This window comes from Halopiger thermotolerans (assembly GCF_054654555.1).
Genome location: NZ_BAAIEU010000004.1, coordinates 720,154 through 742,885 on the forward strand (window position 1 = coordinate 720,154; position 22,732 = coordinate 742,885).

Annotated in this window: 25 protein-coding genes and 1 pseudogene; 13 read left to right on the plus strand and 13 right to left on the minus strand. The window is 67.4% G+C overall.

Annotated features, from left to right (window positions below; translation table 11 throughout):
• Positions 1-6 precede the first annotated feature (6 nt).
• Together ACYQ26_RS11215 and ACYQ26_RS11220 are read right to left on the minus strand one after the other, a co-directional pair.
• Complete coding sequence (locus ACYQ26_RS11215; RefSeq protein ID WP_459808982.1) at positions 7-1,227, minus strand: ABC transporter substrate-binding protein; 1,221 nt, start codon at positions 1,225-1,227, stop codon at positions 7-9.
• 153 nt (positions 1,228-1,380) lie between these two features.
• Complete coding sequence (locus ACYQ26_RS11220; protein WP_459808983.1) at positions 1,381-1,785, minus strand: DUF5518 domain-containing protein; 405 nt, start codon at positions 1,783-1,785, stop codon at positions 1,381-1,383.
• 114 nt (positions 1,786-1,899) lie between these two features.
• Between ACYQ26_RS11220 and ACYQ26_RS11225 the strand changes: the two genes are divergently transcribed.
• The gene (locus tag ACYQ26_RS11225) at positions 1,900-3,240 is read left to right on the plus strand and encodes a DNA polymerase Y family protein (protein WP_459808984.1); all 1,341 of its coding nucleotides are present in this window, start codon (positions 1,900-1,902) and stop codon (positions 3,238-3,240) included.
• A 178-nt stretch (positions 3,241-3,418) separates the two neighbouring features.
• Positions 3,419-3,553: pseudogene (locus ACYQ26_RS11230) on the plus strand (DnaJ domain-containing protein); the annotation flags it as partial.
• Between the two features lie 77 nt (positions 3,554-3,630).
• Here ACYQ26_RS11230 and ACYQ26_RS11235 read toward each other — a convergent pair.
• Positions 3,631-4,089, minus strand: coding sequence for a hypothetical protein (locus tag ACYQ26_RS11235; RefSeq protein ID WP_459810773.1), 459 nt, complete (start codon positions 4,087-4,089; stop codon positions 3,631-3,633).
• Positions 4,090-4,171: 82 nt separating this feature from the next.
• On the opposite strand from ACYQ26_RS11235, the gene ACYQ26_RS11240 reads away from it, so the two are divergent.
• Positions 4,172-4,783 carry a molecular chaperone DnaJ gene (locus ACYQ26_RS11240; RefSeq protein WP_459810774.1) on the plus strand — a complete coding sequence of 204 codons (612 nt, stop codon included), beginning with the start codon at positions 4,172-4,174 and terminating at the stop codon, positions 4,781-4,783.
• Positions 4,784-4,835: 52 nt separating this feature from the next.
• On the opposite strand, the gene ACYQ26_RS11245 is transcribed toward ACYQ26_RS11240, so the two are convergent.
• Together ACYQ26_RS11245 and ACYQ26_RS11250 are read right to left on the minus strand one after the other, a co-directional pair.
• The gene (locus ACYQ26_RS11245; RefSeq protein WP_459808985.1) at positions 4,836-5,468 is read right to left on the minus strand and encodes a uracil-DNA glycosylase family protein; all 633 of its coding nucleotides are present in this window, start codon (positions 5,466-5,468) and stop codon (positions 4,836-4,838) included.
• Positions 5,469-5,551: 83 nt separating this feature from the next.
• The gene (locus tag ACYQ26_RS11250) at positions 5,552-6,331 is read right to left on the minus strand and encodes a helix-turn-helix domain-containing protein (protein WP_459808986.1); all 780 of its coding nucleotides are present in this window, start codon (positions 6,329-6,331) and stop codon (positions 5,552-5,554) included.
• Positions 6,332-6,598: 267 nt separating this feature from the next.
• Here ACYQ26_RS11250 and ACYQ26_RS11255 point away from each other — a divergent pair, with 267 nt between their 5' ends.
• A complete protein-coding gene (locus tag ACYQ26_RS11255) occupies positions 6,599-7,108 on the plus strand; it encodes a metal-dependent hydrolase (protein ID WP_459808987.1) in 510 nt (169 codons plus the stop codon).
• A 44-nt stretch (positions 7,109-7,152) separates the two neighbouring features.
• Here the strand turns inward: ACYQ26_RS11255 and ACYQ26_RS11260 are convergent, their stop codons facing one another.
• Positions 7,153-8,037 (minus strand): COX15/CtaA family protein, encoded by an 885-nt coding sequence (locus ACYQ26_RS11260; protein WP_459808988.1) that lies wholly within the window; start codon positions 8,035-8,037, stop codon positions 7,153-7,155.
• Between the two features lie 169 nt (positions 8,038-8,206).
• Between ACYQ26_RS11260 and ACYQ26_RS11265 the strand changes: the two genes are divergently transcribed.
• Positions 8,207-9,325, plus strand: coding sequence for a M24 family metallopeptidase (locus ACYQ26_RS11265; protein ID WP_459808989.1), 1,119 nt, complete (start codon positions 8,207-8,209; stop codon positions 9,323-9,325).
• A gap of 102 nt (positions 9,326-9,427) precedes the next feature.
• On the opposite strand, the gene ACYQ26_RS11270 is transcribed toward ACYQ26_RS11265, so the two are convergent.
• Positions 9,428-10,063 carry a helix-turn-helix domain-containing protein gene (locus ACYQ26_RS11270; protein ID WP_459808990.1) on the minus strand — a complete coding sequence of 212 codons (636 nt, stop codon included), beginning with the start codon at positions 10,061-10,063 and terminating at the stop codon, positions 9,428-9,430.
• A 249-nt stretch (positions 10,064-10,312) separates the two neighbouring features.
• Here ACYQ26_RS11270 and ACYQ26_RS11275 point away from each other — a divergent pair, with 249 nt between their 5' ends.
• On the plus strand, positions 10,313-12,778 hold the full coding sequence (locus tag ACYQ26_RS11275; protein WP_459808991.1) for a DNA topoisomerase VI subunit B: 2,466 nt from the start codon (positions 10,313-10,315) through the stop codon (positions 12,776-12,778).
• Between the two features lies 1 nt (position 12,779).
• Positions 12,780-13,871, plus strand: coding sequence for a DNA topoisomerase IV subunit A (locus ACYQ26_RS11280; protein ID WP_459808992.1), 1,092 nt, complete (start codon positions 12,780-12,782; stop codon positions 13,869-13,871).
• 329 nt (positions 13,872-14,200) lie between these two features.
• Here ACYQ26_RS11280 and ACYQ26_RS11285 read toward each other — a convergent pair whose 3' ends face one another.
• Positions 14,201-15,199 (minus strand): DUF8108 domain-containing protein, encoded by a 999-nt coding sequence (locus ACYQ26_RS11285; protein WP_459808993.1) that lies wholly within the window; start codon positions 15,197-15,199, stop codon positions 14,201-14,203.
• An 86-nt stretch (positions 15,200-15,285) separates the two neighbouring features.
• Positions 15,286-16,005 (minus strand): MBL fold metallo-hydrolase, encoded by a 720-nt coding sequence (locus ACYQ26_RS11290; RefSeq protein ID WP_459808994.1) that lies wholly within the window; start codon positions 16,003-16,005, stop codon positions 15,286-15,288.
• 306 nt (positions 16,006-16,311) lie between these two features.
• On the opposite strand from ACYQ26_RS11290, the gene ACYQ26_RS11295 reads away from it, so the two are divergent.
• The 3 genes from ACYQ26_RS11295 (at position 16,312) to ACYQ26_RS11305 (ending at position 18,122) form a co-directional block, all read left to right on the plus strand.
• Positions 16,312-17,289, plus strand: a complete 978-nt coding sequence (locus ACYQ26_RS11295; protein ID WP_459808995.1) for a transcription initiation factor IIB — start codon at positions 16,312-16,314, stop codon at positions 17,287-17,289.
• A gap of 108 nt (positions 17,290-17,397) precedes the next feature.
• Positions 17,398-17,577 carry a DUF7836 family putative zinc-binding protein gene (locus tag ACYQ26_RS11300; protein ID WP_459808996.1) on the plus strand — a complete coding sequence of 60 codons (180 nt, stop codon included), beginning with the start codon at positions 17,398-17,400 and terminating at the stop codon, positions 17,575-17,577.
• Positions 17,578-17,885: 308 nt separating this feature from the next.
• Positions 17,886-18,122 (plus strand): UPF0058 family protein, encoded by a 237-nt coding sequence (locus tag ACYQ26_RS11305; protein ID WP_459810745.1) that lies wholly within the window; start codon positions 17,886-17,888, stop codon positions 18,120-18,122.
• Positions 18,123-18,242: 120 nt separating this feature from the next.
• Here ACYQ26_RS11305 and ACYQ26_RS11310 read toward each other — a convergent pair whose 3' ends face one another.
• Positions 18,243-18,755 carry a DUF555 domain-containing protein gene (locus tag ACYQ26_RS11310; RefSeq protein ID WP_459808997.1) on the minus strand — a complete coding sequence of 171 codons (513 nt, stop codon included), beginning with the start codon at positions 18,753-18,755 and terminating at the stop codon, positions 18,243-18,245.
• Between the two features lie 204 nt (positions 18,756-18,959).
• Between ACYQ26_RS11310 and ACYQ26_RS11315 the strand changes: the two genes are divergently transcribed.
• Positions 18,960-19,841 carry a DNA-3-methyladenine glycosylase family protein gene (locus ACYQ26_RS11315; RefSeq protein ID WP_459808998.1) on the plus strand — a complete coding sequence of 294 codons (882 nt, stop codon included), beginning with the start codon at positions 18,960-18,962 and terminating at the stop codon, positions 19,839-19,841.
• Positions 19,842-19,947: 106 nt separating this feature from the next.
• Entirely contained in the window at positions 19,948-20,271 is a 324-nt protein-coding gene (locus ACYQ26_RS11320; RefSeq protein WP_459808999.1) for a DUF3784 domain-containing protein, read from the plus strand.
• A 39-nt stretch (positions 20,272-20,310) separates the two neighbouring features.
• Here ACYQ26_RS11320 and ACYQ26_RS11325 read toward each other — a convergent pair whose 3' ends face one another.
• Together ACYQ26_RS11325 and ACYQ26_RS11330 are read right to left on the minus strand one after the other, a co-directional pair.
• Positions 20,311-20,583, minus strand: a complete 273-nt coding sequence (locus tag ACYQ26_RS11325) for a hypothetical protein (RefSeq protein ID WP_459809000.1) — start codon at positions 20,581-20,583, stop codon at positions 20,311-20,313.
• Between the two features lie 2 nt (positions 20,584-20,585).
• Positions 20,586-21,602 carry an mRNA cleavage and polyadenylation specificity factor-like protein gene (locus ACYQ26_RS11330; protein ID WP_459809001.1) on the minus strand — a complete coding sequence of 339 codons (1,017 nt, stop codon included), beginning with the start codon at positions 21,600-21,602 and terminating at the stop codon, positions 20,586-20,588.
• A 141-nt stretch (positions 21,603-21,743) separates the two neighbouring features.
• Between ACYQ26_RS11330 and ACYQ26_RS11335 the strand changes: the two genes are divergently transcribed.
• Complete coding sequence (locus ACYQ26_RS11335; protein ID WP_459809002.1) at positions 21,744-22,022, plus strand: acylphosphatase; 279 nt, start codon at positions 21,744-21,746, stop codon at positions 22,020-22,022.
• A 121-nt stretch (positions 22,023-22,143) separates the two neighbouring features.
• Here ACYQ26_RS11335 and ACYQ26_RS11340 read toward each other — a convergent pair whose 3' ends face one another.
• Entirely contained in the window at positions 22,144-22,644 is a 501-nt protein-coding gene (locus tag ACYQ26_RS11340; protein ID WP_459809003.1) for a hypothetical protein, read from the minus strand.
• Positions 22,645-22,732 lie beyond the last annotated feature (88 nt).

A 22,732-nucleotide genomic window follows, 5' to 3' on the forward strand; every position in this document is an offset into this window, starting at 1 on the left:
GCCGGCTCAGAAGTCTCCGTTGATGATGTCCGCCACCTGCTGGGGGTCGAAGAGCGTGAGCGAGTCCCCGCGCAGCGTCTCGATGCCGTCCCACTCTCCGAAGGCGTCGGGGTAGAACTGCCTCGCCGCTGCCTCTGTCTGGAAGAGGTTGATGACTGGTCCCTGGTAGGAGCCGCCGCCGCGGTAGAGCCGGTCGTTCTCGACGGCTGAAAGCTGGCTGCCGACCGGGTCCTCGCGCATGGTCTCCAGCCGGGAGTCGAACTCCTCGGCCGAGACGTGCGAGAAGCCGTACTGGAACACGATCGCGTCGGGATCGACCTCGAGCAGTTGCTCGTAGTCCCACTTCGCGTACCCGCCCTCGATGTGGTCGTCGAAGGCTCCGCGCATCCCGAGGTCGCGGTACTGCTTGTGATTGTTCCCCTCTTGGACGGGATAGACGTAGAACGACCCCGCCTCGAAGTCGGAGTTGACCGACACCAGACCGACCGTGGGCCGGTCCTCGGTCGGCGGCAGCGTCTCCTCGATGGTCGCCTGCATCTCGTCGTGGATCCCGGCGAACGCCTCGTAACGCTCGGTCTCGTCGAACGCCTCGGCGACGATCTCGAAGGCCTCGTACAGCGAGTAGTACCGGTAGTCGTGCCAGTCGTCGCCGCGCCGTCGGATGTAGTTCCCGAGGAACGGGCCGACCTGGGTGGCGATCTCCTCGGCGTCGTCCTCGCTCCAGTCGTCGGACAGGACGCCGAGCCAGTTGGGGTCGATCAGGTGGACGTCGCTGTCCAGTTCGTAGAAGATCTCCTTGTCGAACTCGCCGTCCTCCGCGATCGGCGTGACGTCCTCGAACGAGACGTCCACGCCCGGCAGCGCGTCGTAGAACGTCGTCGGCATGGTTGCGGGATCCCAGAGGCCTCTGAGGCCGTCGGCCTTCCCCAGGGCGATTCCCATGTCGCCGTATGTGCTGAGAAACGCCGACCAGGTCTCCGGCGGTTCGTCGAACTCGACGGTTCCCATCGGCTCCATCGAAACCGAGTAGGACGTGTCGGCCGTCGGGTCGGAGTCCTCGGAGCCGTTCGACGTCGATCCCGACTCGTTGCCGCCAGTTCCGTCGTCACTGGCCGAGGTATCGTCCCCGGCACAGCCGGCGAGTACCCCACCCGTGATGACCGCGCCGCCGTACTTCACATAGTCTCGTCGCGTCGGTGCCTCGGATACCGTATCGTCTTCCGCCATACGGTTTAGGCTCGCCTAATTGTTCTAAAGCGTTCTGATTTTAGGTCGGCCAAAACGGATCGATCTAGAACTCCGCCGCGCGGCTACAACCCGCCGACCGAGTCTCCGTTCACTGGAGCGCTCGAGCCCGCCATCCAGTCATCGAGGCCGGCATCAAAACTCGTCGGCGAGGATCCCGCCGACGATCGCACCGACGACGCTGAGCCCGAGCGTGTACAGGACGCCGAACGCCAGGACGACGAAGAACAAGCCGCCGGTCCTTCCGGGCGCGCCGGCGCCGAGAAACATCAGCGCGGCGAGCAGGCCGAACAGCACCGTCGGTACGAGCATGACGAGCCCGGCGAGCGCCCCGACCCGCAGCCCGTCCCCCGTATCGCCGTCCTCGAGGTAGCCGGCGAGCGCGCCGCCGACGAACGTCGATCCGGGGACGAACGTGAAGACGATGCCGACCCCGCCGCCGACGAGGGCGTTGATCGGCGTGCTCCAGCCGGGACTCAAGTCGTCATCGTCGGGGTACGTCTCGATCGTCGGCGGGGTGTCGGCGGTGTCGGAGGACATACGGACCGATACCGACAGCACCGTGAAAAGTGTTCGTCTCCGAGAGGTCCGTTCGGTCGGTCTAGCGCGGCCCGCAACGTTCACAACCCCGCAGACGAACCGACGAGTAGACGAATGTCAGACGGCCCGCGGCTGCCGGGCGTCGAGCGCGAGGACGAGGAGGACCGAATCGTCCTCCACGTCGACGCCGACTGCTTCTACGCCTCCTGCGAGCGACTGCGCGATCCCGACCTCCGGGGCGAACCCGTCGTCGTCGGCATGGGCTATGAACCCGGCGAGACGATCGGCGCCGTCGCCACCGCCAGCTACGAGGCCCGCGAGTTCGGCGTCGAGAGCGCGCAAGCGATTTCGACCGCCCTCGAGCGTCTGCCCCGCCGCGCGGCCCTCGATCCGGACGCCGAGGATCACGACCCGGACCTGACCCGCGAGGAGACCGGCTTCTACCGCCCGGTCGACATGGACTACTACGAGTCGGTCGCGAGCGAGGTCCGGGACATTCTGCACGACTGCGCCGACGTCGTCCGCGAGGTCAGCATCGACGAGGCCTACCTCGACGTCACCGAGCGAACCGCCTGGGAGGTCGCCGACGGCTTCGCCCGCCACATCAAAGACCGCATCCGCAGGGAGGTCGGGGTCACCGTCAGCGTCGGCGCCGCGCCGACCATGAGCGCGGCCAAGATCGCCAGCGACTTCGACAAGCCCGACGGGCTCACGGTCGTCCGGCCCGGCGAGGTCCGCGAGTTCCTCGCGCCCCTCGAGGTCGACCTGCTCCACGGGGTCGGTCCCGTGACGGCTCGCGAGTTGCGGGAGATGGGACTGGAGACCGCGGGGGACGTCGCGGCGGCCGACCCCGAACCGCTGGTCGAGCGGTTCGGCGAGCGCGGCCGGGAACTCTACGAGCGCGCCCGCGGCGAGGACGACCGCCGCGTGGAGCCCAAGGGCGACCCCAAGAGCTTCTCGCGGGAATCCGCGTTCGCAGAGCCGGTGTCTGACCCCGAGCCGAAGTACGAACAGATCGAGACGCTCGCGGCCGCCGTCGCCGATCGCGCCCGGCGCGAGGGTGCGCTCTACCGGACCGTCGGCGTCAAGGCCGTCACCCCGCCATACGACGTCAACACGCGCGAGCGCTCGCTACCGGGACCGGTCGACGATCCGGAGCTCGTCGACCGGATCGCCCACGAACTCTTCGAGGAGTTCGAGGACGAACCCGTCCGCAAGGTCGGGGTTCGGGTCGCGAACCTCGAGTTCTCGGCGGCCGATCAGGCGAGTCTCGACGGGTGGGACGGCGCCGAGAGCGGCGGAGCGGGCGAAAACGGCGCCGACGACGAGACAGAACCCGCCCCGTCGCTCGAGCGGCGTGAGGCGGGGGAGGAGGCGGACGGCGACGACGCTGCGTCGGCGGACGGGCTCGAGGCGCCGTCGGACGGACAGGCGTCGCTGACGGATTTCTCCTGAGAGACGCGGCGAGTCGGCAGACGCTCGGCGGGTCCCGATCGCGGTTCCGTTCCGGAGTCGATCCTAACCGCGGTGCCGTCCCGGAATTCGGACCGCCGCGTGCGACCGTCAGCCGGAACACTGAAACGATACCCCTTCGTTGCCACTCGAGTAACGAACTATACCGTCTCGATCGCCTATGACAGAGGACTTCTACGACCTTCTCGATATCCCTCCCGACGCTTCCCAGGACGAGATCAAGGAAGCCTACCGCGAGAAGGTCCGCGTCTACCATCCGGACGTTAACGACGACGATCGCGCGCGAGCGCAGTTCACGGCGGTCAAGAAGGCCCACGAGATCCTCGGCGATCCCGTCGAACGCCGGGCATACGATCGCATGGGCCACAGGGACTACGTCGCGAAGCGCACCAGCGGCATCCCCTCGCCGGACGTGTGGAGTTCCGATTCCGACGGCGGCGGGAGCGGTTCGTCGTCGACGAGCGCCGCGTCGTCCGGTTCGGGTTCACGTTCGACCTCGAGTTCGAGGTCGCGTTCGTCGCGATCGACGTCGACCGGCGGCTCTGGATCGACCTCCCGCAGCCGCTCGCGGTCGACCGCCGGCTCCGGTTCTACTGCTGGTTCCGGGTCGGCGACCGGCTCCGCCGCAGGTTCGTCAACGTCGCAGAGCCGATCGACGAACCGAACCGCCGGAACCGGCACCGCGACTGGATCGGCCGGCGCCGCGAGCGCGTCCGCTTCGAACGCAAGCACGAGCGGGGCGGCCTCGAGCGCCGGGACGGCGTCCGGCGGGACCGCGAGCACGAGAAGTGGCGGCTCGAGCGCGACCCGGAACCGAACGGAGAACCGCACTCGCTCGGACGACGCAGACGCCAACGCGTTCGTCCGCTGGTGGCGCCGCCGGAACTTCGCCTTACCGCTGATCTGGCTGTCGGTGCTCGTCTACGGGATCGGACTCGGCCACTTCGCCCGCGAGAACGAGTCCGCGCTCGCGGCGCTGGTCGCGGAACTCACCGCCGTCGGCGCCGATCCGGCGGCGCTCCGGGAGACGCTCTCGAGCGGCCGACGCGGCGTCGAGGCGCCGGCCGCGTTCGTTATGCAACTCGAGGTCGTCGAGCCGCCGCTGCCCCCGCTCGAGTGGAGCGCTGCGTTAGCGGGGATCGTCGTCGCGGCGGTCGCGATCGTTCTCATCGTCCGACTCGTCCGGCGCGAGGACACCTGGGGAACGGTCACGATCGACGAGACGATCTTCGTCGCACTCGCGGTGACCGTGGCGGCGACGCTGTTCGGCGGCCCCCTCCTCGCAGGGGCGGCGCTCATGCCGTTCCTGTTTACGGTGATCGTCCACCGGACCAGGCTCGGCCCCGGCTGGAAGCCGTCCTACCTGTACGTCGTCCCGGTGCTTGCCCCCGCCGTCGCCCTGGGGGCCGGCCTCGTCGGCTACGCGTCGCTCCCGGGCGATATACTGGCGTTCGTCGTCCTCCCGTTCGCGGGCGCGTTCGGGCTCCCGCTGCGGGCGACGATCAGGAAGCACTTCGATCGCTGACCGCCGCGATTCTCCGTCGTTCGTCCGTCCGCCGTCGTTTCGACTCCCGTTCTCAGCCGACCAGCGTCGCCACGCCCTTCGTCTGCCGGTAATCACTCGCCAGGATCTCCTCGATCGTCTCGACGATCGTCTCGCGGTCGCCGTCCTCCCACTCGGACGGATCGCGGATGGGGACGACCATGAACCCCCGGCCGCGGATCTGTCGGGCGTGCAGCGCGGCCATGTCGAGCTCGAGGTGGCGGCGCTGGGTCGTGTACTCTCGCAGGACGTGGTCGGTCGCCTGCGCGCCGACTGGCAGGAGGATGTGGGCGTTGATCGCCCGCAGCTCGGCGTCGAAGAACCGCTCCAGATCGTCGTAGTCCCGCGCGGTCGGCTGGTGACCGTTCGGGAGACAGCACATGTGGACGTAGCTGCAAAAGAGGTTCTCGAGGTCGGGCTCGTCGCGCGGTCCGGAGACGAAGCCGGTCTCGCGGAAGACGTCCTGAATCGCGACGCCCGCGTCGATCTCGGTGAAGGGGACGCCCGTCCGCTTCCCGCCGTGGACGCCGGGATGGTCGCCGATGAGGTGGAAGTCGGCGTTGGCGTCACCGTAGCCGAAGACGGCCGTCCGCTCGTCGGGCGGCGTCCGGTCGAACGGCGGTCGGAGTCCGAACGGGTTGCTCGTCCTATCGGTGACGTTTTGCACAGATATACTGACGGGCGGCTCCACAATAACGGCCGCGATTGCGGTCAGGCAGCGTGTGGACGTACTCGAGGCGGACTGCGAAGCTAGGGTTCGGGCGGTTCTTTGGGGCCGGAACCGGATCCGGTTCCGGTGCCAGTACCAGTGCCGGTACCGGAGCCGGATCCCGCTCCCCGTCTGAGACGGTTAGGTCCGCCCTCGCTCGAGCGAGAGCGCGAGCGCGGTTCGACGACGAGCGTCGCGTTGATCAGTTCGGCGAGGCCGCGGCGCAGCCGCTGGGAGACCGCGGAGTCGGAGATGCCGAGCCGTTCGCCGAGCTCGACGAGCGTCGTCTTCCGCGGCACGTCGAAGTAGCCGGCCTCGTAGGCGGCGACGACCAGCTCCCGCTGGGCGTTCGTCAGGCCGAACCGCCGGCGGTGGTCCGATCCGACCGCCTCGTGGAGCTGGACGAGTTCGATCGAGATGTCGTCCTCGACGCAGGCCGTGTAGAACTCCGAGAGGTCCTCGTAGGACGGAAAGCGGAGTCGAAACGTCCACTGGGAGGCGGTGCCGGCGGCGCTCGTGACGATCGCGTCGCTGCCCCGGATCGCCTCGAGGACGCCGTCGACCCGATCCTCCCACTCGATCTTGACGAGAACGCTGTCCTCGAGTTCGTCGACGGCGGTGGCGTCGGTGACGGTCGCGTTGTCGGTCAGTTCGTCGACGACCGAGTCGGCGAGGTCCGCTGGCACCCAGAGGTACGGAATGCTGCCCTCGTCGGCCGGGACCGTCGTCTCGACGGTGACGGTCGCGTCGCGCTCCGATTCGAGCAGCGACCCGAGCGGAAACTCCGTCGCGGGGATCGAAACCGTCGCGATGACGCTCATCGGTGACTCTCGAGCGCGGTCGAGCGGTCCGCGAGACGCCCCGCTCCCGTCTCCCTTTCCGTCCCCGTTCGTATCGGTTTTCGTCGCTTCACGTTCCAACACCGGACAGTACGCTTCGAACGTCGAACACGACTGTACATACGGTTCGTCGGTAATACATTCACAGGTCGTTACAAGAATCGGCCGGTTAGATATCGAAGTCGTTTAAATATCTCTCGCGGCGGAACGCGGTGATTTTATGCCGTCGTCCCGGCTCTCTCCCGACGAATGTATCAGCTCGGCCACTACGGCGCGGCGCTGTTGGCGTACGCGCCCCTCGGGGCGGCCGTCTCGCTCGCGGGTCACGAACCGGCCGCGGTCGTCGGCGGCCTCGTCTGCGTCGGCCTCTCGACGCTGCCGGACTGCGATCACCGGCTGCCGCTGATCGACCACCGGGGGCCGACCCACACCCTGCTGTTCGCGGGGCTGGTCGGCGCGGCCCTGGCCGGGACCGTCGCGGTCCTCGGCGACGCCTCGGCCGCGCCGCTCGCCGTCGGCGGACCGGACGACGCGCTGCTCGCGGCCTTCGCGTTCGTCGTCGGCGCGCTTTCGATCGTCTCGCACCTCCTCGCAGACGCCCTGACGCCGATGGGTATTCGGCCGTTCTGGCCCGTCTCGCGGCGCCACTACACGCTCGAGGTGACGCCCGCGGCGAACGCGATCGCGAACTACGTGCTGTTCCTGATCGGCGTCGGCGCCGTCGCGGTCGCCGTCGCCGCGGTGTCGCTGTTCGGCTGAGCAGCGCGCGGCGCGAGCACCTCGAGCGGGAGAACGGAGCCCGTCTACGACGAGGCCGGCGGCCGCGAGCGGCCCGCGGCCGTCCGGCTGAGTTTGATCGCGACGGCGATCAGGCCGAGCAGGGCGGCGGCGAGGGCGATGTAGAGGTAGTCGAGCGCCGGATTGAGCGTCATCACCGTCCGGCGACCGAGGAAGACGACGACGAACGCGAGCGGGAGCGCTCCGAACAGGATCCCCACCGTCCGCCGCGACGCGAACCGTTCGCGGCCGACCAGTGCGGCGACGATGACCCCGGCGAGCAGGGCGAGGGTGACGCCGTACTGGGCCATCTGCATGGTCGGCGAGTAGTTCGTGATGTCGCTCAACACGATCGGGCTGAGCGCGACGTGCAGCGGGAGCGCGACCGCGCTGAGCCCGAGACCGCCGAGAACGTGGGTCGTCGTCAGCCGCGGCTCCCAGACGAGGACGGTCGCGACGACGAACACGACGAAGATGAGCACGGCCGTCCAGAAGTGAAGCGAGAGGATGTTCATCTGGTACTGCAGCACCGTCTCGCGGCCGAGGACGACCTGCACCGGCGTCAGCAGCATGCCGAGGACGACCAGCGCGGCGACGCGTCGCTCGACGTCGGGCAGTCGCACGGCGGCCAGCGCGGAGCCGATGATCGCGAAGCCGGCGAACATCGCGACGAACCGGTGGATCCACTCGTAGAAGCTCGGCAGCGACGCCGGAAACAGGTTGAAGGGGCCGGCGTCGCACTGGGGCCAGTTCGCCTCGCAGGCGAGCCCCGATCCGGTCGCCTTGGCGGCGATCCCCAGCAGGATCGTCGCGGAGACGAGGAGGAGCGTCGTCCCGAGCAGGTGCCGGAAGCCGAACCGATCGATCAGCGAGCGAAATGTCGGACGGGTAGCGTGACTGGTGGACGACACGGTCGTTCGTCGGGGGTTAGGACCACCCGTATTTAGATTTCCCGTGTCGGCGGTCTCCGTCAGCGCTTCGTCAGCGCTTCGTCAGCGCTTCGTCAGCGCCCCTCGAGCGCCCGCCCCGGCCGCCGCCGGCGTCCGTCGGATTCAAGACCCGTCCCCGACAGCACCTGACATGGGCAACGACGACAAGCGCGCGCGACTCGAGACGTTCCTCGAGTCCCACGACCTCGATGCGGTGTGGTTCGCACGGCCGAACTCCTTCGCCTGGCTGACCGGCGGCAACAGCGTCATCGACCGCGAGAGCGACACCGGCGTCGCGGCGGTCGGCTACGACGGCGACGTGCGGATCGTGACGAACAACATCGAAGCCGATCGGATCGAGGCCGAGGAGCTGCCGGATCTCGAGGCCGACGCGGTCTCGATCGAGCAGTTCTCCTGGCACGCCTCCTCGCTCGCCGAGGCGATTTCCGCCCGCGTCGGCGACGACGAGCGCGCGGCCGCCGACGTCGACGTGCCGGGCCTCGAGCGGATCGACCCGAGCGCGCTGCGCCAGCCGCTGACCGAGCGCGACCGCGAGCGGTACCGCGAACTGGGCCGGGAGACGGCCGCGGCCGTCGAGTCGGTCTGCCGGGAGCTTCGCGCCGAGGACACCGAACACGAGGTTGCCTCGGCGCTGCGGGTCGCCCTCTCGGCGCGGGAGATCGAAGCGCCGGTCTGTCTCGTCGGCGGGAGCGAGCGCGCCCAGCAGTATCGTCACTTCACGCCGACGCAGGCCGAACTCGGCGACTATGCGATCCTGTCGGTCACCGCCGAGCGCCACGGCCTGCACGCGAGTTGTACCCGGACGGTCGCCTTCGACGCGCCCGACTGGCTCGAGGACCGCCACGAGGCGGCCGCGCGGGTCGAGACGTCGGCGCTGGCGGCGACCCAGGCGGTCGCAGAGAACGACGGCACCGCCGGCGACGTCTTCGGCGCGGTCCAGGACGCCTACGCCGCCGTCGGCTTCGAGGGCGAGTGGGAGTACCATCACCAGGGCGGGGCCGCCGGCTTCGCCGGCCGGGAGTGGATCGCGACGCCGGACCACGAGGCCGCCGTCGAGGTCCCGATGGCCTACGCCTGGAACCCGACGGTGCAGGGCGCGAAAAGCGAGGGCACCGCGCTCGTCACCGCCGACGAGGTCGAGCCGCTGACGACGACCGACGACTGGCCGACCGTCACCGCCGAGGCCGTCGGCCGAGACCTCGAACTCGAGCGACCCGATATCCTGACGCTCGAGGGCGAGTCGGAGTAAGTAGGCGCGAACGGACGAGCGGACGAACGGACGAGCGCGGCGCTCGCGGGCGAAGAGGAGAAAGAAGTAAACCGGGACCGACGACCGTCTCCGGATCGCGAGTTACGACCGCTCGTCGTCTTCGTCCGGATCCTTGATCTCGATGTCCGTCTCGTCGTCCTCGAACTCGAGGTCGGCGCCCGTCTCCGAGTCCTCCGCCGGCTCGGTCTCGTCGTCGAACGGCGCCGTCTCGTCGACGGTGATCGTGACCGGCTCGACGTCCTCCTCGAAGGCCGGTTTGGGCTCTTCCTCGTCGCGGTCGAGGATCCGATCAAGCGTGAAGATCGTGTTCAGTTCCTGCTGGACCTGGTCGACGACGCCACCGACGAGTTCGCTCGGCTGGATCGCCGTGTACTCGTAGGGGTTGTTGCCGGCGCCCTCGCTCGCGCGCTTCTCGCGGCTGACCCGATCCTCTTCGTGGAGCTCCGCGAGGGCCTCCCGGACCGTGCTCGGGTAGAGGCCGGTCCCCTTCGCGACCTCCTCGGAGGTGCTCCCCGGATTCGCCAGCAGGTAGACGTAGATCTTCGCCCGCGTCTCCGTGTCGAGGATCCACGACAGCAGGTCGACGATCCGCTGGTCGACCTCCTCGACCGTCGGGTTTCGCCCGCCCTCGGGCTCGTCGATGACGACGTCGTCCTCGAGCGACCGGCGCTCCTCGCTCCCCTCGTCCCCGTGGTCGTCGGTATCGTTCGGTTCCATGTGTCCTCTTATCCGGGACAAAGTTTCGTGCGGGGTTAAACCTTTGCGGGGGGTCGAACGAGCGGGATTTCGGCCGGTCCGGTGCCCCGCGATCGTTCGTCGCCGCCGCGTCGGGCGACTCGAGCGGCCGGCGTCGTCCGGCGGAAACCGCCGCGTGCGAACCGTTCCCTCGCCGTTCCCCGTTAGTACACCTTCACTTTCACTCCGGTAGCGTACACCTTTTAGCCCCGCCGCTAGTACAGGGAGGTGATGACGTCGTTCCAGTCGACGCTCGGTGAGGAACCCGGGATCGCCGAGGAGCTGGCCGAAAGCCAGCAGGCGATCTCGATCGCCGAGTTCTTCGAGAAGAACAAGCACATGCTCGGCTTCGACAGCGGCGCTCGAGGCCTCGTCACGGCCGTCAAGGAGGCCGTGGACAACGCCCTGGACGCCGCCGAGGAAGCCGGTATTCTCCCCGATATCTACGTCGAAATTCAGGAGGAGGGCGACTACTACCGGCTGATCGTCGAGGACAACGGCCCCGGGCTGACCAAGGAATCGCTGCCGAAGGTTTTCGGGAAGCTTCTCTACGGCTCTCGCTTCCACGCCCGCGAACAGTCCCGCGGCCAGCAGGGGATCGGCATCTCCGCGGCCGTTCTCTACTCGCAACTGACCAGCGGCAAACCCGCCAAGATCACCAGTCGAACCGAGGGCGCCAGCGAGGCCCAGTACTTCGAACTCATCGTCGACACCGACGAGAACGAACCCGAGATCAGCGTCGAGGAAACCACGACGTGGGACCGCCCACACGGGACGCGCATCGAACTCGAGATGGAGGCGAACATGCGCGCCCGCCAGCAGCTCCACGACTACATCAAGCACACGGCGGTCGTCAACCCCCACGCCCGCCTCGAGCTGCGCGAGCCCAAGGCCCACTTCAAGTTCGAGCGTGCGACCGACCAGCTCCCCGAGGAGACCGAGGAGATCCGACCCCACCCCCACGGGGTCGAACTCGGCACCGTCATGAAGATGCTGGCGGCGACCGACTCCCAGACCGTATCGGGCTTCCTCCAGGAGGAGTTCACCCGCGTCGGGAAGAAGACCGCCGACTCGATCATCGACGCCTTCCGCGACCGCCACTACGGCCGCGAGATGCGCTGGCGCCCGCCCGCCGTCCACGAGGAGATCGACCTCGAGGCCGCGGTCTCGGACGCCACGGCGAACAAGGGCGCCGACGCGACCGCCGCCTTCGCGGAAGCGATCGCCGACGCGGTCGACGACCGCGACCGGATCGCGCACCACGAACTGCTCGCGGTCGTCGAGGACGCCGCCGAAGCGGTCGAAGCCGAGCACGGAACGACGTTCGGCGACACCGTTCGCGAGAACGCCGTCGATGCGGTCTGGCGCACGCTCGTCGACGAACTGCCCGAGGACGCTGACGAGGACGCCGACGAGCAGGCCGCGACCGACGAGTCGCGTCTGGTCGCGGACCTCTACGAACTCGCCGACGAGGCCACGAGCACCCGCAAGGACGACGAGATCGTGCAGGCGTTCGCCCAGCGCCTCGCCGGCAAGTTCGCCGACGCCGCCGCGGACGACATTCGCCACCGACACACCCGAACGCAAGTCCGGGAGTTTGTCGACCGCGCCGCCGACCTCACCGAGGAGTACGACGAGGTCTCCTTCGGCGACACCGCCCGCGAGAACGTCGTCGAAGCGATCTGGGACGTGATGGCGACGGTGCCGGACGACCCGCCGCTCGTGCGCGAACTCAACGGCGACCGCGACGCCACGAGCGACCTCGTCGACGCGATGCGCGAGACCGACATCATGGCGCCGCCGACGCGGTGTCTCTCGCCGATCACGGCCGACCTGATCGAGGCCGGCCTCGAGAAGGAGTTCGACGCCGACTTCTACGCCTCGGCGAGCCGCGACGCGGAGGTCCACGGCGGCGACCCGTTCGTCGTCGAGGCCGGCATCGCCTACGGCGGCGAGATCGAGAGCGAGGGCAGCGCCGAGGTGATGCGCTTTGCGAACCGCGTGCCGCTCGTCTACCAGCGCGGCGCCTGCGCGACGACCGACGTGGTCAAGTCGATCGGCTGGCGCAACTACGGGCTCGACCAGCCCGGCGGCTCCGGGCTCCCCAACGGCCCCGCGGTGATCATGGTCCACGTCGCCTCGACGAACGTCCCCTTCACCAGCGAATCGAAGGACGCCGTCGCGAACGTCCCCGAGATCGAGGACGAGATCGAACTCGCGATCCGGGAGGCGGCCCGCGATCTCAAGAGCTACATCAACAAGCGCCAGTCGATGCAGCAGCGCCGGAAGAAGCAGAACGTCCTCGGGAAGATCCTCCCCGAGATGGCCGAGAAGGTCGCCGAGGTGACGGGCCGCGAGGAGCCCGATATCGACGACGCGATCGCCCGGATCATGAACAACGTCCTCGTCGAGCGGCGGGTCAAAGAGAACGGCGACGGCCAGGAAATCTCCGTCGTGGTCGAGAACAACTCGAGCACCAACGAGAGCCTCGAGATCACGGACATCGTCTCGGCCGAACCGACGAACCTGCCCGACGACGCCACGGTCGTCGAGATGGACGGCGAGTGGTTCGTCAAGTGGGAGCCCGAGGTGTCGAGCGACGACGAGGCGACGCTGGCGTACGAGGTCCCCGACGACGCGTCGTTCGATCTGGACGTGAAGGGTGTCGAAAGCGAGAAACTCACGGTAAACCAGTAACATGAGTGCAGACGACGACCAGCAAGCACGAGAGCAGTTGATCGATCTCGCGGCGCAGTTCTACGACCAGTTCGAACTGGGCGAGATCCCCCACATGTCCGTGCCGACGCGGACGAAGAACAACATCGAGTACGACGAGGACGAGGAGGTCTGGGTCTACGGCGACCGGGAGTCGACCCGCTCGGCGAACTCCGTCCGCGGCGCGCGAAAGCTCCTGAAGGCCGTCTACACCATCGAATTCCTCGCCGAACAGCTCGAGGAGGACCGCTCGTCGACCCTGCGTGAACTCTACTACCTCTCCGAGAGCTGGGACAACGAGGAGGCCCAGTTCAGCAGTCAGGACGAGTCGAACAGCCTGGTGGAGGACCTCGAGATCGTCTCGGGGGTCACCCGCGAGGACTTCCACATGCGCCCCGAGGAGTCGGGCGCGACGATCATGGGCCCGCTGCACCTGCGCGAGCAGACCCGCCGTGGCGAGCGCGAGATCCACTGCCAGAAGGACGTCGGCGAGGGCGGCTACCAGATCCCGAACAATCCGGACACGATCGAGTTTCTGGACTGCGACGCCGACTTCATCCTCGCGGTCGAGACCGGCGGTATGCGCGACCGCCTCGTCGAGAACGGCTTCGACGAGGAGTACAACGCCCTGATCGTCCACCTCAAGGGCCAACCCGCCCGGGCGACCCGCCGCATTACGAAGCGGCTCCACGACGAACTCGACCTCCCGGTCACCGTCTTTACGGACGGCGACCCGTGGTCGTACCGCATCTACGGCTCCGTCGCCTACGGGTCGATCAAGTCGGCCCACCTCTCCGAGTATCTGGCGACGCCCGAGGCGAAGTTCATCGGCATTCAGCCCGCCGACATCGTCGAGTACGAACTGCCGACCGACCCGCTCAGCGACTCGGACATCAACGCCTTGGAGAGCGAACTCGAGGACCCGCGCTTCCAGACCGACTACTGGGAGGAACAGATCGAACTGCAACTCGAGATCGAGAAGAAGTCCGAACAGCAGTCGCTGGCCTCCCACGGGTTGGACTTCGTGACGGAGACGTATCTGCCCGAACGTCTCAGCGAGATGGGCGTCCTGTAACGGCCGAGACGCCGTTCGAGATACCGTTCACCGTCAGAAAACTGATCTAGGACCCGCACTCGAGGGTCGATCCACCGGACGGACTGTTCCTACCTGCCGCTCGCGATGCAGTCCGGATGATAGACGCCGAGACCGCTGGTGTCGCTTTCGGTTGCTCTGTATAATCGTTCGCCGCTGATCGTCCCGCCGCAGGCGTCACACGTCATCGGCGTTCCTACCCCTTCACGGTATTAAACTTGCCTGTGAGCACGGGCGTAGCAACAGCGCCGAGACCACGGCCGTAGCACGTGAATCGATTCGGCTGTGGGGAAGCAGATCTGGTAGTCGGATCAGTCGAGGTGCTCCGGTTCCGGCTCCGGCCCGGTTCCGCTCTCGAGGTCCGACTTCCGCCCCGTCCCCGCTCTCGAGGGATCACTCCTCGCGGCCGAGGCCCCGTCGACGGTCTCCCGTCCGGTGCGGCCCGCCTCGGTGCCAGCGGACGAGAATTCGGCGTTCGCACACCGTTGGCAGTAGTAGTTCCGGCCTGCCGATCCCGTCAGCGGGACGCCGAACAGGCAGAACTCCGAGCGGTAGGTCCGCTCGAGGCCGCGCCCGACCGGCTCGGCGCACGCCGAGCAGGGGCGGTCGTGCGCGACGACGGATCGTTCCTCGACCGATCGGATGCGGCCGTTCGTCGTCACCGAGCGGCGCCGCTCGAGGCGGCTGCGGACTGACGGGAGGGCGCCGACGCCTACGGCGACGAAGCCGACCGCGAGCGCGAGAAACGAGAGGCCGAGTACGGGCGCCGCCGATAGCTGCAGTCCGATCGCTGCGAGGATCGCCCCCGCGATCAAGCAGACCGCGGCGGTCACTCGTTCGAGCAGGTGGGAACTGGACCTCGACTCCTCGCGATCGGATTTCTCGAGCGGGTCGGGCCACAGGACCGTCCGTTCGGCGTCCTCGACGTACCGGTAGGCGCCGTAGAGCACGTTTCCGAGACCCATCGTCCACCAGACCGTCAGCAGGGCGACGACGAGGTGCTCGTCGACGTCGCCGAACGTGCGCCGGACCATCACCGCGTGGTCGCCGAAATCGCGCTCGAGTTGCCAGCCGTCTCGGGACGCCCGCGCGATCCGCGCCTCGAGCCGCTTGCGGGCCGGCCGGTCGACGTCCTGACCTACGCTTGCGGGGCCGTCGGTCGATCGAGCGCCTCGCCGGCTCGCGTCCGAGCGCTCACGGCGCTCGATCGCGGTCCCGCAGTTCGGACAGTAGTTCATCGACGGCTCGAGGGAGTGCCCGCAGTGCGAGCAGTACCGCGTCTCGGACCGTCCCTGGCGGTCGTCGGCCATACGCGACTAGTCGCGGGGCGCGGCACTAACTCTTGGGACCGGTTGACAGACCGGAAATACAGCCGCACGGACGGGTCTCGAGGGGTTCACTCACGCTCGACGGCGCCGTCGAGCACGACGGGCACGCCCCGATTTGCAACGTCGACGACGAACGCGTCCGCGTCGGTTTCGATCGCCTCGAACGCGCCGTAGTGAATCGGCAGCACGAGGTCTGGGGCGATCGCCTCGGCTACCGCGGCGGCCTCGCTCCGGTCCATCGTGAACGTGCCGCCGATCGGCGGCAGGAGGAGGTCGACGTCCAGCCGTTCGTGGAACGAGTGGACGTCGGTGTCGCCGGGCCAGTAGGCGGTGACGCCGTCGATCGTGACGCCGAAGCCGCAGCCCTCGCCCTCCGGGTGGTACGGCCGTCCGTCGTCGTCGGTGTGCGGTCCCGCCGGATCGTTGTACGCCGGGGTCGTGAACAGATCGAGCGGCCCGAGGACGAACGACTCGTCGTCGCCGACGCGCTCGACGTCGTAGGGGAGCGTCTCGGGTCGATCGTCGACTCCCTCGATCGCGTCGGCGTCGATCGACTCGTGGACGAGGACCATCGCGTCCTCGCGGGCCACCCGCCGGATCGACGCCGGGTCGTAGTGGTCGCCGTGAGAGATGAGAACGAGGTCACCATCTCGGAGCTCTTGCCCCTCGAGGATGCCGTACCGCTCGGGTCCGGGATCGAAATAGACGACGGCACCGGTCTCCCCCTCGAGGCGGACGGTCGCGAGGCCGAACCAGTCGACGGTTACCGGGCCGAATCGGACGGTCATCGCCGAACCGTTGACCGACTAGATCGATAAGCGTTCGGCTCTTCGGAGGTTTCGGTCGCGCTTGCGACCCGTCGACCCCGCTTGCAGACGAACGGGCAATCACTACCAGTCCGGCGCACCTACGAACCGATGATGGACACGATCAACCACCATATAACCAGAACATATATATTGGACAGGGCCGATTAGTTTATAAGCAAGGCAAAACCTTTATATGCGCTACGGTCTTACTATACGTTAGCCGAGGCGACCGGGTTTCTTCTGGTTTCCCCACCCGGGAGCCCCGAGTAACCAACCCCATACACCATGTCCGATTCAAACATTCGAACCTACACGCGCGAGCAAGAGGACGAGGAGGAAGAGACAGTAACGCGGTCGGATGAGCAAGAGCAGTGCCCGGAGTGTGGCGGCCGACTCGTGTCGGACGCCGAGCACGCCGAGACGGTCTGTGAGGACTGCGGGCTCGTCGTCGAGGAGGACGAGATCGACCGCGGGCCCGAGTGGCGCGCGTTCGACGCCGCCGAGAAGGACGAGAAGTCCCGCGTCGGCGCCCCCACGACCAACATGATGCACGACCAGGGGCTCTCGACCAACATCGGCTGGCAGGACAAAGACGCCTACGGCAAGGCCCTCTCGAGCCGCCAGCGCCAGAAGATGCAGCGCCTGCGCACCTGGAACGAGCGGTTCCGCACCCGCGACTCCAAGGAGCGCAACCTCAAGCAGGCGCTGGGCGAGATCGACCGGATGGCCTCCGCGCTCGGCCTCCCCGAGAACGTCCGCGAAACCGCCAGCGTGATCTACCGCCGCGCCCTCGAGGAGGATCTGCTGCCCGGCCGTTCGATCGAGGGCGTCGCGACGGCCTCGCTGTACGCCGCCGCCCGCCAGGCCGGCACTCCGCGTAGCCTCGACGAAATCTCGGCGGTCAGCCGCGTCGACAAGATGGAACTGACCCGCACGTACCGGTACATCATCCGGGAGCTCGGCCTCGAGGTCCAGCCCGCCGACCCCGAGAGCTACGTGCCGCGGTTCGTCAGCGACCTCGACCTCTCCGACGAGACCGAGCGGATGGCCCGCGAACTGCTCGAGTCGGCCCGCAAGGAGGGCGTCCACAGCGGCAAGTCGCCGGTCGGCCTCGCGGCCGCCGGCGTCTACGCCGCGGCGCTGCTGACCAACGAGAAGGTCACCCAGAACGAGGTCAGCGAAGTCGCGAGCATCTCCGAAGTGACCATCCGCAACCGGTACAAGGAACTGCTCGAGGCCTCGGACACGGCGGCGCCGGCCTAAACCGGCTTCAACGGCCGTCATCGGGCGGGTAACGACGGGTTGTATTTTTTCGACGTGTCGGCGTGTGACGCGACAAAGCTTTTGACGCTTGGTGTGCAATCGAGTAACATGGACGAAACGACCGTGCAACTATTATGTCCAGAATGTGCGAAAGACTGGCAGGTCGCGCCCGGCGAACTCCCCGAGTCGGCGGACATGTTTCACTGCCCGAACTGTCACGCCTCGCGGCGGACGGCCGAGTTCATGCGGACCGACCGCGATCTCCAGACGCTGAAGCAGCTCGGATAGCCCCCCTCTTTTCCGCATCGCCCGCTCGAGCGGCAGTAATTGCTTCCTAAGATCGAACGACGGAGCTGTCTCGATCGGTAGTTCGATATTACGGAGCGTTCCGACAGCCGATCGTCGACGTGTCGGTGCAACGGTCAATTTGGCGGACCGTTCGACCGAGTCAGGCGACGGCTGACCCGAATTTCGATCGACTAGCGTCTGTCTTCGAACAGTTAGCGATCGGTACGGTCAGAAAACCCTGTATAGGTCGCATGGTAACGCGACTCAAGATAATAATATAACCCTGCAGTGGATAGGACAGCATGGTTATGAAGAAGCAGGAGCTCATCCACCTTCACGGTCTTCTCGCGGAGGTATCGAACCAGTGTGCAGAGTGGGACAACTGCGAGATCGACCTCGAGGAGTACGAATCGCTCGGCATTCGGCCGACATCGATCCACAAATCGAAGACCGATCACAAAGCTGCTGTTTTTGCGCTCGCCGGCGGCATCACGGCGAACATGCGTGACGACGAACAGGAAGCAGTCGCCGCTACTGCGGACTGAACCTTCGGAATATCCTCCGGTCGATCTCAACTACTACTGACTGGCGAGACCGTTCTCTCTCTCGGTGATACGCGGATAAAAAAACGGACTACCGGAACCGAACCCGCCAGTAAACGCCGATTATTCGACCAGGTCTTCGAACTCGGGCAGCACTTCGTCGTCTTCGTTTTCGTCGTCGGTCTCGTCCTCGTCTTCGCCTTCGGTCGAGCCGCCGTCGGTGTCCGACTCGAGTTCGAGGTCGTCTAGTTCGCCGGCGCCGGGTTCCGCGTCGCCCTCGGTCTCCTCGTCGAGGTCTTCCTCCTCCAGCACTTCGACTTCCTTCACCTCGAGCGGAATGTTCTCGAGCCGTTGGCCGATCTCCTTGCGCGCGATGCGCGAGGCGTGTTCCTCGCGCTCGACGTTGAAGACGGTCATCTCCAACTCGAGGGCGACGAGGGCCTCGTCCGCCGCGATGAACGCGGGCGGCAGTTCCTCCCCGGACGGGGAGGTGCGCTCGCCCATGTTTATCTCGACGTAGTTCAAGTCAGGGTTCAACATCTCTCCCGTCTTCGAGATGGCGATGCGGATCGCCTCGTCTTCCGTCTCAACGTCGAACACCGGCACTGCAGCTTCGACGACAACCCTGCAGTTCATACCTAGACATTGTATCGCCTACAGTATCAAGGTTCGCCTCTCGAGCCAAGGAAATCGGTCACTGCCCGCGGGACCATGGGGGATTGAGCCGGTACCAGGGGCGGTTGAAAGCGACTGCAGCCCTCGAGAATGTCCCGAAATCAGTTCGATCGACGTCGGCCCGGTTCGAAAGGCCCAAGCCGTCGCCCCCGAAGGCTCGCACGAATGGAAACGGGCACGATCCCGCTCGCGGACCTCGTCGGCGGCCTCGATCTGTACCGCACCCTCGAGAGCGGCCAGACCTACCTCTGGCGCCGCGAAGACGGCGAGATGTACCGCACCGAACCCGCGCCGGGAGCGTGGTACGCCACCGTCGTCGACGGCGAGGTGATCCGCGTCCGCACCGTCGACGGCCGCCTCGAATGGCGGTCGACGACCGACGCCGAACCGACCGTGCGCCGCCTGCTGCGCCTCGACGACGACCTCGAGGCGATCGTCGACGCCGCGCCGAACGATCCGCTGCTGCGGGAGGCCTACGAGGCCCACCGCGGGATGCGCCTCGTGGCGGATCCGCCCTTCGGCTGTCTGATCTCGTTTATCTGCTCGGCCCAGATGCGGGTGAGCCGCATCCACGGGATGGTCTCGACGCTGGCCCGCGAGTACGGCGACCCGATCGAGTTCGACGGGGAGACCTACCACGCGTTTCCGACGCCCGAGCAGCTCGCGGCCGCGACGGAGGCCGAACTCCGCGAACTGGGACTCGGGTATCGTGCGCCCTACGTCGTCCGCACCGCCGAGATGGTCGCCGACGGCGAAGCCCATCCGGCCGAGGCGCGCGAGCTCGAGTACGAGGCCGCGCGCGACTACCTGTGTCAGTTCGTCGGCGTCGGGGACAAGGTCGCCGACTGCGTGCTCCTCTTTTCGCTGGGGTTCGACGAGGCCGTGCCGCTGGACACGTGGATCAAGTCGGCGATCGAGGACCACTATCCGGACTGCGATCGCGGTTCCTACGCGGCGACCTCTCGGGCGATCCGCGACCGACTCGGCGGAGAGTACGCCGGCTACGCGCAGACGTACATCTTCCACCACCTCCGGACCGGCGAGTAGCGCCCGAACGCCACCCTCCTGCCCTACCCTCGAGAGTCCCAGCGGTGCGTTTCGCCGCCGTTGAATCGTGAGAACCGTTTTGTGAGTTCGCTGCCACTAGCTCCCTATGAGCCTCGAGGCACCGATCGTCCTCGCCGCGACCGGCGGCTTCGTCGGCCTGCTCGGCGTGCTGATCAAGTACTTCGGGCGGGTCGAGCTAATCGCCGGCTACGATCCCGATCAGGTGGCCGACGCGGACGGACTGGCGGATTTCGTCGGGACGAACGCCCTCTACGTCGCCGCCCTCCTGCTGGTCGTCGCGCTCGCCGAGTACGCCGAGCCGGTCGGCGGCCACGGCGCGGATCTCGCCTGGCTCGCGTTCACGGGCGGCGTCCTCGCGCTCGCCGTTCGAATGGTCCGCGGCGCTCGACGCTACGAAGTCGATTCCTGACCGGCAGTCACTCTGCTCGAGCGAGCGCCGACCGCCGACTCAGCGAGCGCCCTTGTCGCGCTCGCCCTCGTCGTAATCCGCTCGTCCGGTTAGCGCCCAGTACGCCTGCGAGACGATCGTCACGGCGAAGACGGCGACGAGCACGCCCGCGAGCGCGAGGGCAGCCGTCCGCCCGAGCAGATAGAAGGTAAAACCGCTCGCGCCGACGACGAACAGGATCGAGCCGACGAAAATCTCGAGCAGGTCACGCAGTGACGCACGGCTGCTCGAGACGTCGACGTACTCCTCCTCGAAGCGGTCGATGATGCCCATGGCTAGCAGAACTCCGCGAGCGTTCGCTGGTCGCGTTTCAGCGGCTGCGCCCGGTAGCCGTACTCGGTCGCGAGCGTATCTGCGAACGATTCGTCGAAGCCGTGGTGGGTGTAGACGACGTCGGGGTCGATCGCTTGGACCGTCGCCACGAGTTCGTCGAAGTCGCAGTGGTCGGTCAGCGGAAAGGTGACGTCGTAGTTGCCCCGGTACAGGAAGGAGTCGTCGACCGCCCAGCCGGAGAAGCCGGCCTTCAGCCCGCCCTCGCGGTCGACGGCCATCTCGACCCAGTCGGCCCGCGCCTGGTTCGACGGGAGGACGACGATCTCGTCCTCGAGGCCGCGAAGCGAGTCGTACGGCTGGCCGGGGAACTCGAGGTCGCCGTCGGTCGCCGCCGCGATGGCCCCGTTGACCGCGTGGATCGAGTCCGAGACGAGGATATCGCGGTCGTCGCCGTTGCCCTCGAGCGCCTCCCGGGCGAGCCACTGGAGCTTCTGCGCCCGGCCCAGCGAGTAGCCGAACAGAAAGCGCGGGCGATCGGCGTTGTCCCGCAGCCAGTCCGCAATTTGGGCCTCGAGTTCGTCCTGCGGCGGAAACCGGTACTCGGGGCTGCCGTAGGTCGTCTCCATCACCAGCACGTCCGCGTCGACCGCGGCGGGGTCAAAGCCCTCGAGGTAACACCGATCACGGGTCGAGAAGTCGCCGGTGTAGCAGTAGCGCCGCCGGCCTCCGTCTTCGTCGGCGTCGATGAGCGCGGCCCTCGAGCCGACGACGTGGCCGGCGGGGATGAGTTCGACGTTCGCCGCGCGCTCGACGAACTCGAACTCGGTTCCCGAGCGGGCCGCCGCGATGGCCGCGGTCTCGGCCGAGCAGACGACCGTCTCGGGCGACGAGCGGAACGTGTGATCGGCGTGGGCGTGGCTGACGACGTTCACGTCGCCGGCGGCGCTGCGGGCGTCGGCGACGATCCGGCCCGCCGGGCCGCAGTCGAAGTGGATCCCGTCCCGGTGGCGTACGGTCACTGCCACTGCGTAGGGGCTCGAGCTACCTTTCGCTGTCGCTCGCGCTGGTCCGCGATCGACTCGAGCGGGTCACAGGCTAGGGACCGCCAGCGCCGGCACCGACGGACGGGATTTTTGACGGTCGCGGACGACCCCTCGCGTATGGCGGACCGAACCCGCGCACACGTCTTCGTCTCCGGCACGGTACAGGGCGTCTACTACCGCGCGACGACTCGCGACACGGCCCGTGAGGAGGGCGTCGACGGCTGGGTGAAGAACCTCGAGGACGGCCGAGTCGAAGCGGTCTTCGAGGGGCCCGAGGAGGCCGTCGAGTCGATGGTCGAGTTCTGTCACGAGGGGAGCCCCGCGGCCGAGGTCGAGGATGTCGCGGTCGAATATGAGGACCCGCAGGGCGAGGACGGGTTCGAGATTCGGTACTGAGGCCGTTGCCCACGCAGCGCCCGTCCCCGGCCCTCGACGAACCGTGAAGCGGCGTAAAACGAGTGGGTAATACGCTCTTATTCGGGGGTAATAGCGCTTTACTGGCCCGTTTCAACCGAGTTTACGCCTCGACGCGGTCGCGATACTCCTCGAGCCACGGCGGTTCGTCGGTGTACTTCCACTCGGCCCACTCGGCCTTCTCGCCGGCGTAGTAGGCGCGGTAGGCGGCGACGGGATCGCCGGGCCGCTTGTACTCGTCGGGCATCGCCTGCGGGCGCGGCGTCGGCTCCGCGCTCGGGAACTCGATTTCGTCGGGCTCGATGAGTCGGATGACTCGCCAACTGGCGTGATCGTCATCTTTCTCGTATCGTTCGACGAACTCCGCGTTGAGCGCCTCGGCGTGGTCGCGCAGGCGCAGCCAGTTGGCCCGCGATTCGGTCGCCCACTTCGTGACGGGGTGATCGACGTGGGTCGGCCGGTAGAGAAACTCCCGCTCGTAGCCGTTCTCGCGGGCCGCCGTACAGAGCACCTGCGCGGCCTCGACGAGCAGCTTGTTGACGTGCTGGTCGCAGTGGTATCGAGCGGCGAGCCGCGGGTCCTCGTCGAGCCAGAAGACGTTCACACCGGCGATAGGGCCGCGAAGGGTATGGGTGTGAACCCTAACGGTGTTTGGTCGGCTGAAGACACGTCGGCGGTATTCGAACGGTCCG

Bases quoted from the DNA above. Each gene is read 5' to 3' on its own strand.
- ACYQ26_RS11215 (WP_459808982.1), bottom strand. From the start codon at position 1,227: ATGGCGGAAGACGATACGGTATCCGAGGCACCGACGCGACGAGACTAT.
- ACYQ26_RS11220 (WP_459808983.1), bottom strand. From the start codon at position 1,785: ATGTCCTCCGACACCGCCGACACCCCGCCGACGATCGAGACGTACCCC.
- ACYQ26_RS11225 (WP_459808984.1), top strand. From the start codon at position 1,900: ATGTCAGACGGCCCGCGGCTGCCGGGCGTCGAGCGCGAGGACGAGGAG.
- ACYQ26_RS11250 (WP_459808986.1), bottom strand. From the start codon at position 6,331: ATGAGCGTCATCGCGACGGTTTCGATCCCCGCGACGGAGTTTCCGCTC.
- ACYQ26_RS11255 (WP_459808987.1), top strand. From the start codon at position 6,599: ATGTATCAGCTCGGCCACTACGGCGCGGCGCTGTTGGCGTACGCGCCC.
- ACYQ26_RS11265 (WP_459808989.1), top strand. From the start codon at position 8,207: ATGGGCAACGACGACAAGCGCGCGCGACTCGAGACGTTCCTCGAGTCC.
- ACYQ26_RS11270 (WP_459808990.1), bottom strand. From the start codon at position 10,063: ATGGAACCGAACGATACCGACGACCACGGGGACGAGGGGAGCGAGGAG.
- ACYQ26_RS11275 (WP_459808991.1), top strand. From the start codon at position 10,313: ATGACGTCGTTCCAGTCGACGCTCGGTGAGGAACCCGGGATCGCCGAG.
- ACYQ26_RS11280 (WP_459808992.1), top strand. From the start codon at position 12,780: ATGAGTGCAGACGACGACCAGCAAGCACGAGAGCAGTTGATCGATCTC.
- ACYQ26_RS11285 (WP_459808993.1), bottom strand. From the start codon at position 15,199: ATGGCCGACGACCGCCAGGGACGGTCCGAGACGCGGTACTGCTCGCAC.
- ACYQ26_RS11290 (WP_459808994.1), bottom strand. From the start codon at position 16,005: ATGACCGTCCGATTCGGCCCGGTAACCGTCGACTGGTTCGGCCTCGCG.
- ACYQ26_RS11295 (WP_459808995.1), top strand. From the start codon at position 16,312: ATGTCCGATTCAAACATTCGAACCTACACGCGCGAGCAAGAGGACGAG.
- ACYQ26_RS11300 (WP_459808996.1), top strand. From the start codon at position 17,398: ATGGACGAAACGACCGTGCAACTATTATGTCCAGAATGTGCGAAAGAC.
- ACYQ26_RS11305 (WP_459810745.1), top strand. From the start codon at position 17,886: ATGAAGAAGCAGGAGCTCATCCACCTTCACGGTCTTCTCGCGGAGGTA.
- ACYQ26_RS11310 (WP_459808997.1), bottom strand. From the start codon at position 18,755: ATGAACTGCAGGGTTGTCGTCGAAGCTGCAGTGCCGGTGTTCGACGTT.
- ACYQ26_RS11315 (WP_459808998.1), top strand. From the start codon at position 18,960: ATGGAAACGGGCACGATCCCGCTCGCGGACCTCGTCGGCGGCCTCGAT.
- ACYQ26_RS11320 (WP_459808999.1), top strand. From the start codon at position 19,948: ATGAGCCTCGAGGCACCGATCGTCCTCGCCGCGACCGGCGGCTTCGTC.
- ACYQ26_RS11325 (WP_459809000.1), bottom strand. From the start codon at position 20,583: ATGGGCATCATCGACCGCTTCGAGGAGGAGTACGTCGACGTCTCGAGC.
- ACYQ26_RS11335 (WP_459809002.1), top strand. From the start codon at position 21,744: ATGGCGGACCGAACCCGCGCACACGTCTTCGTCTCCGGCACGGTACAG.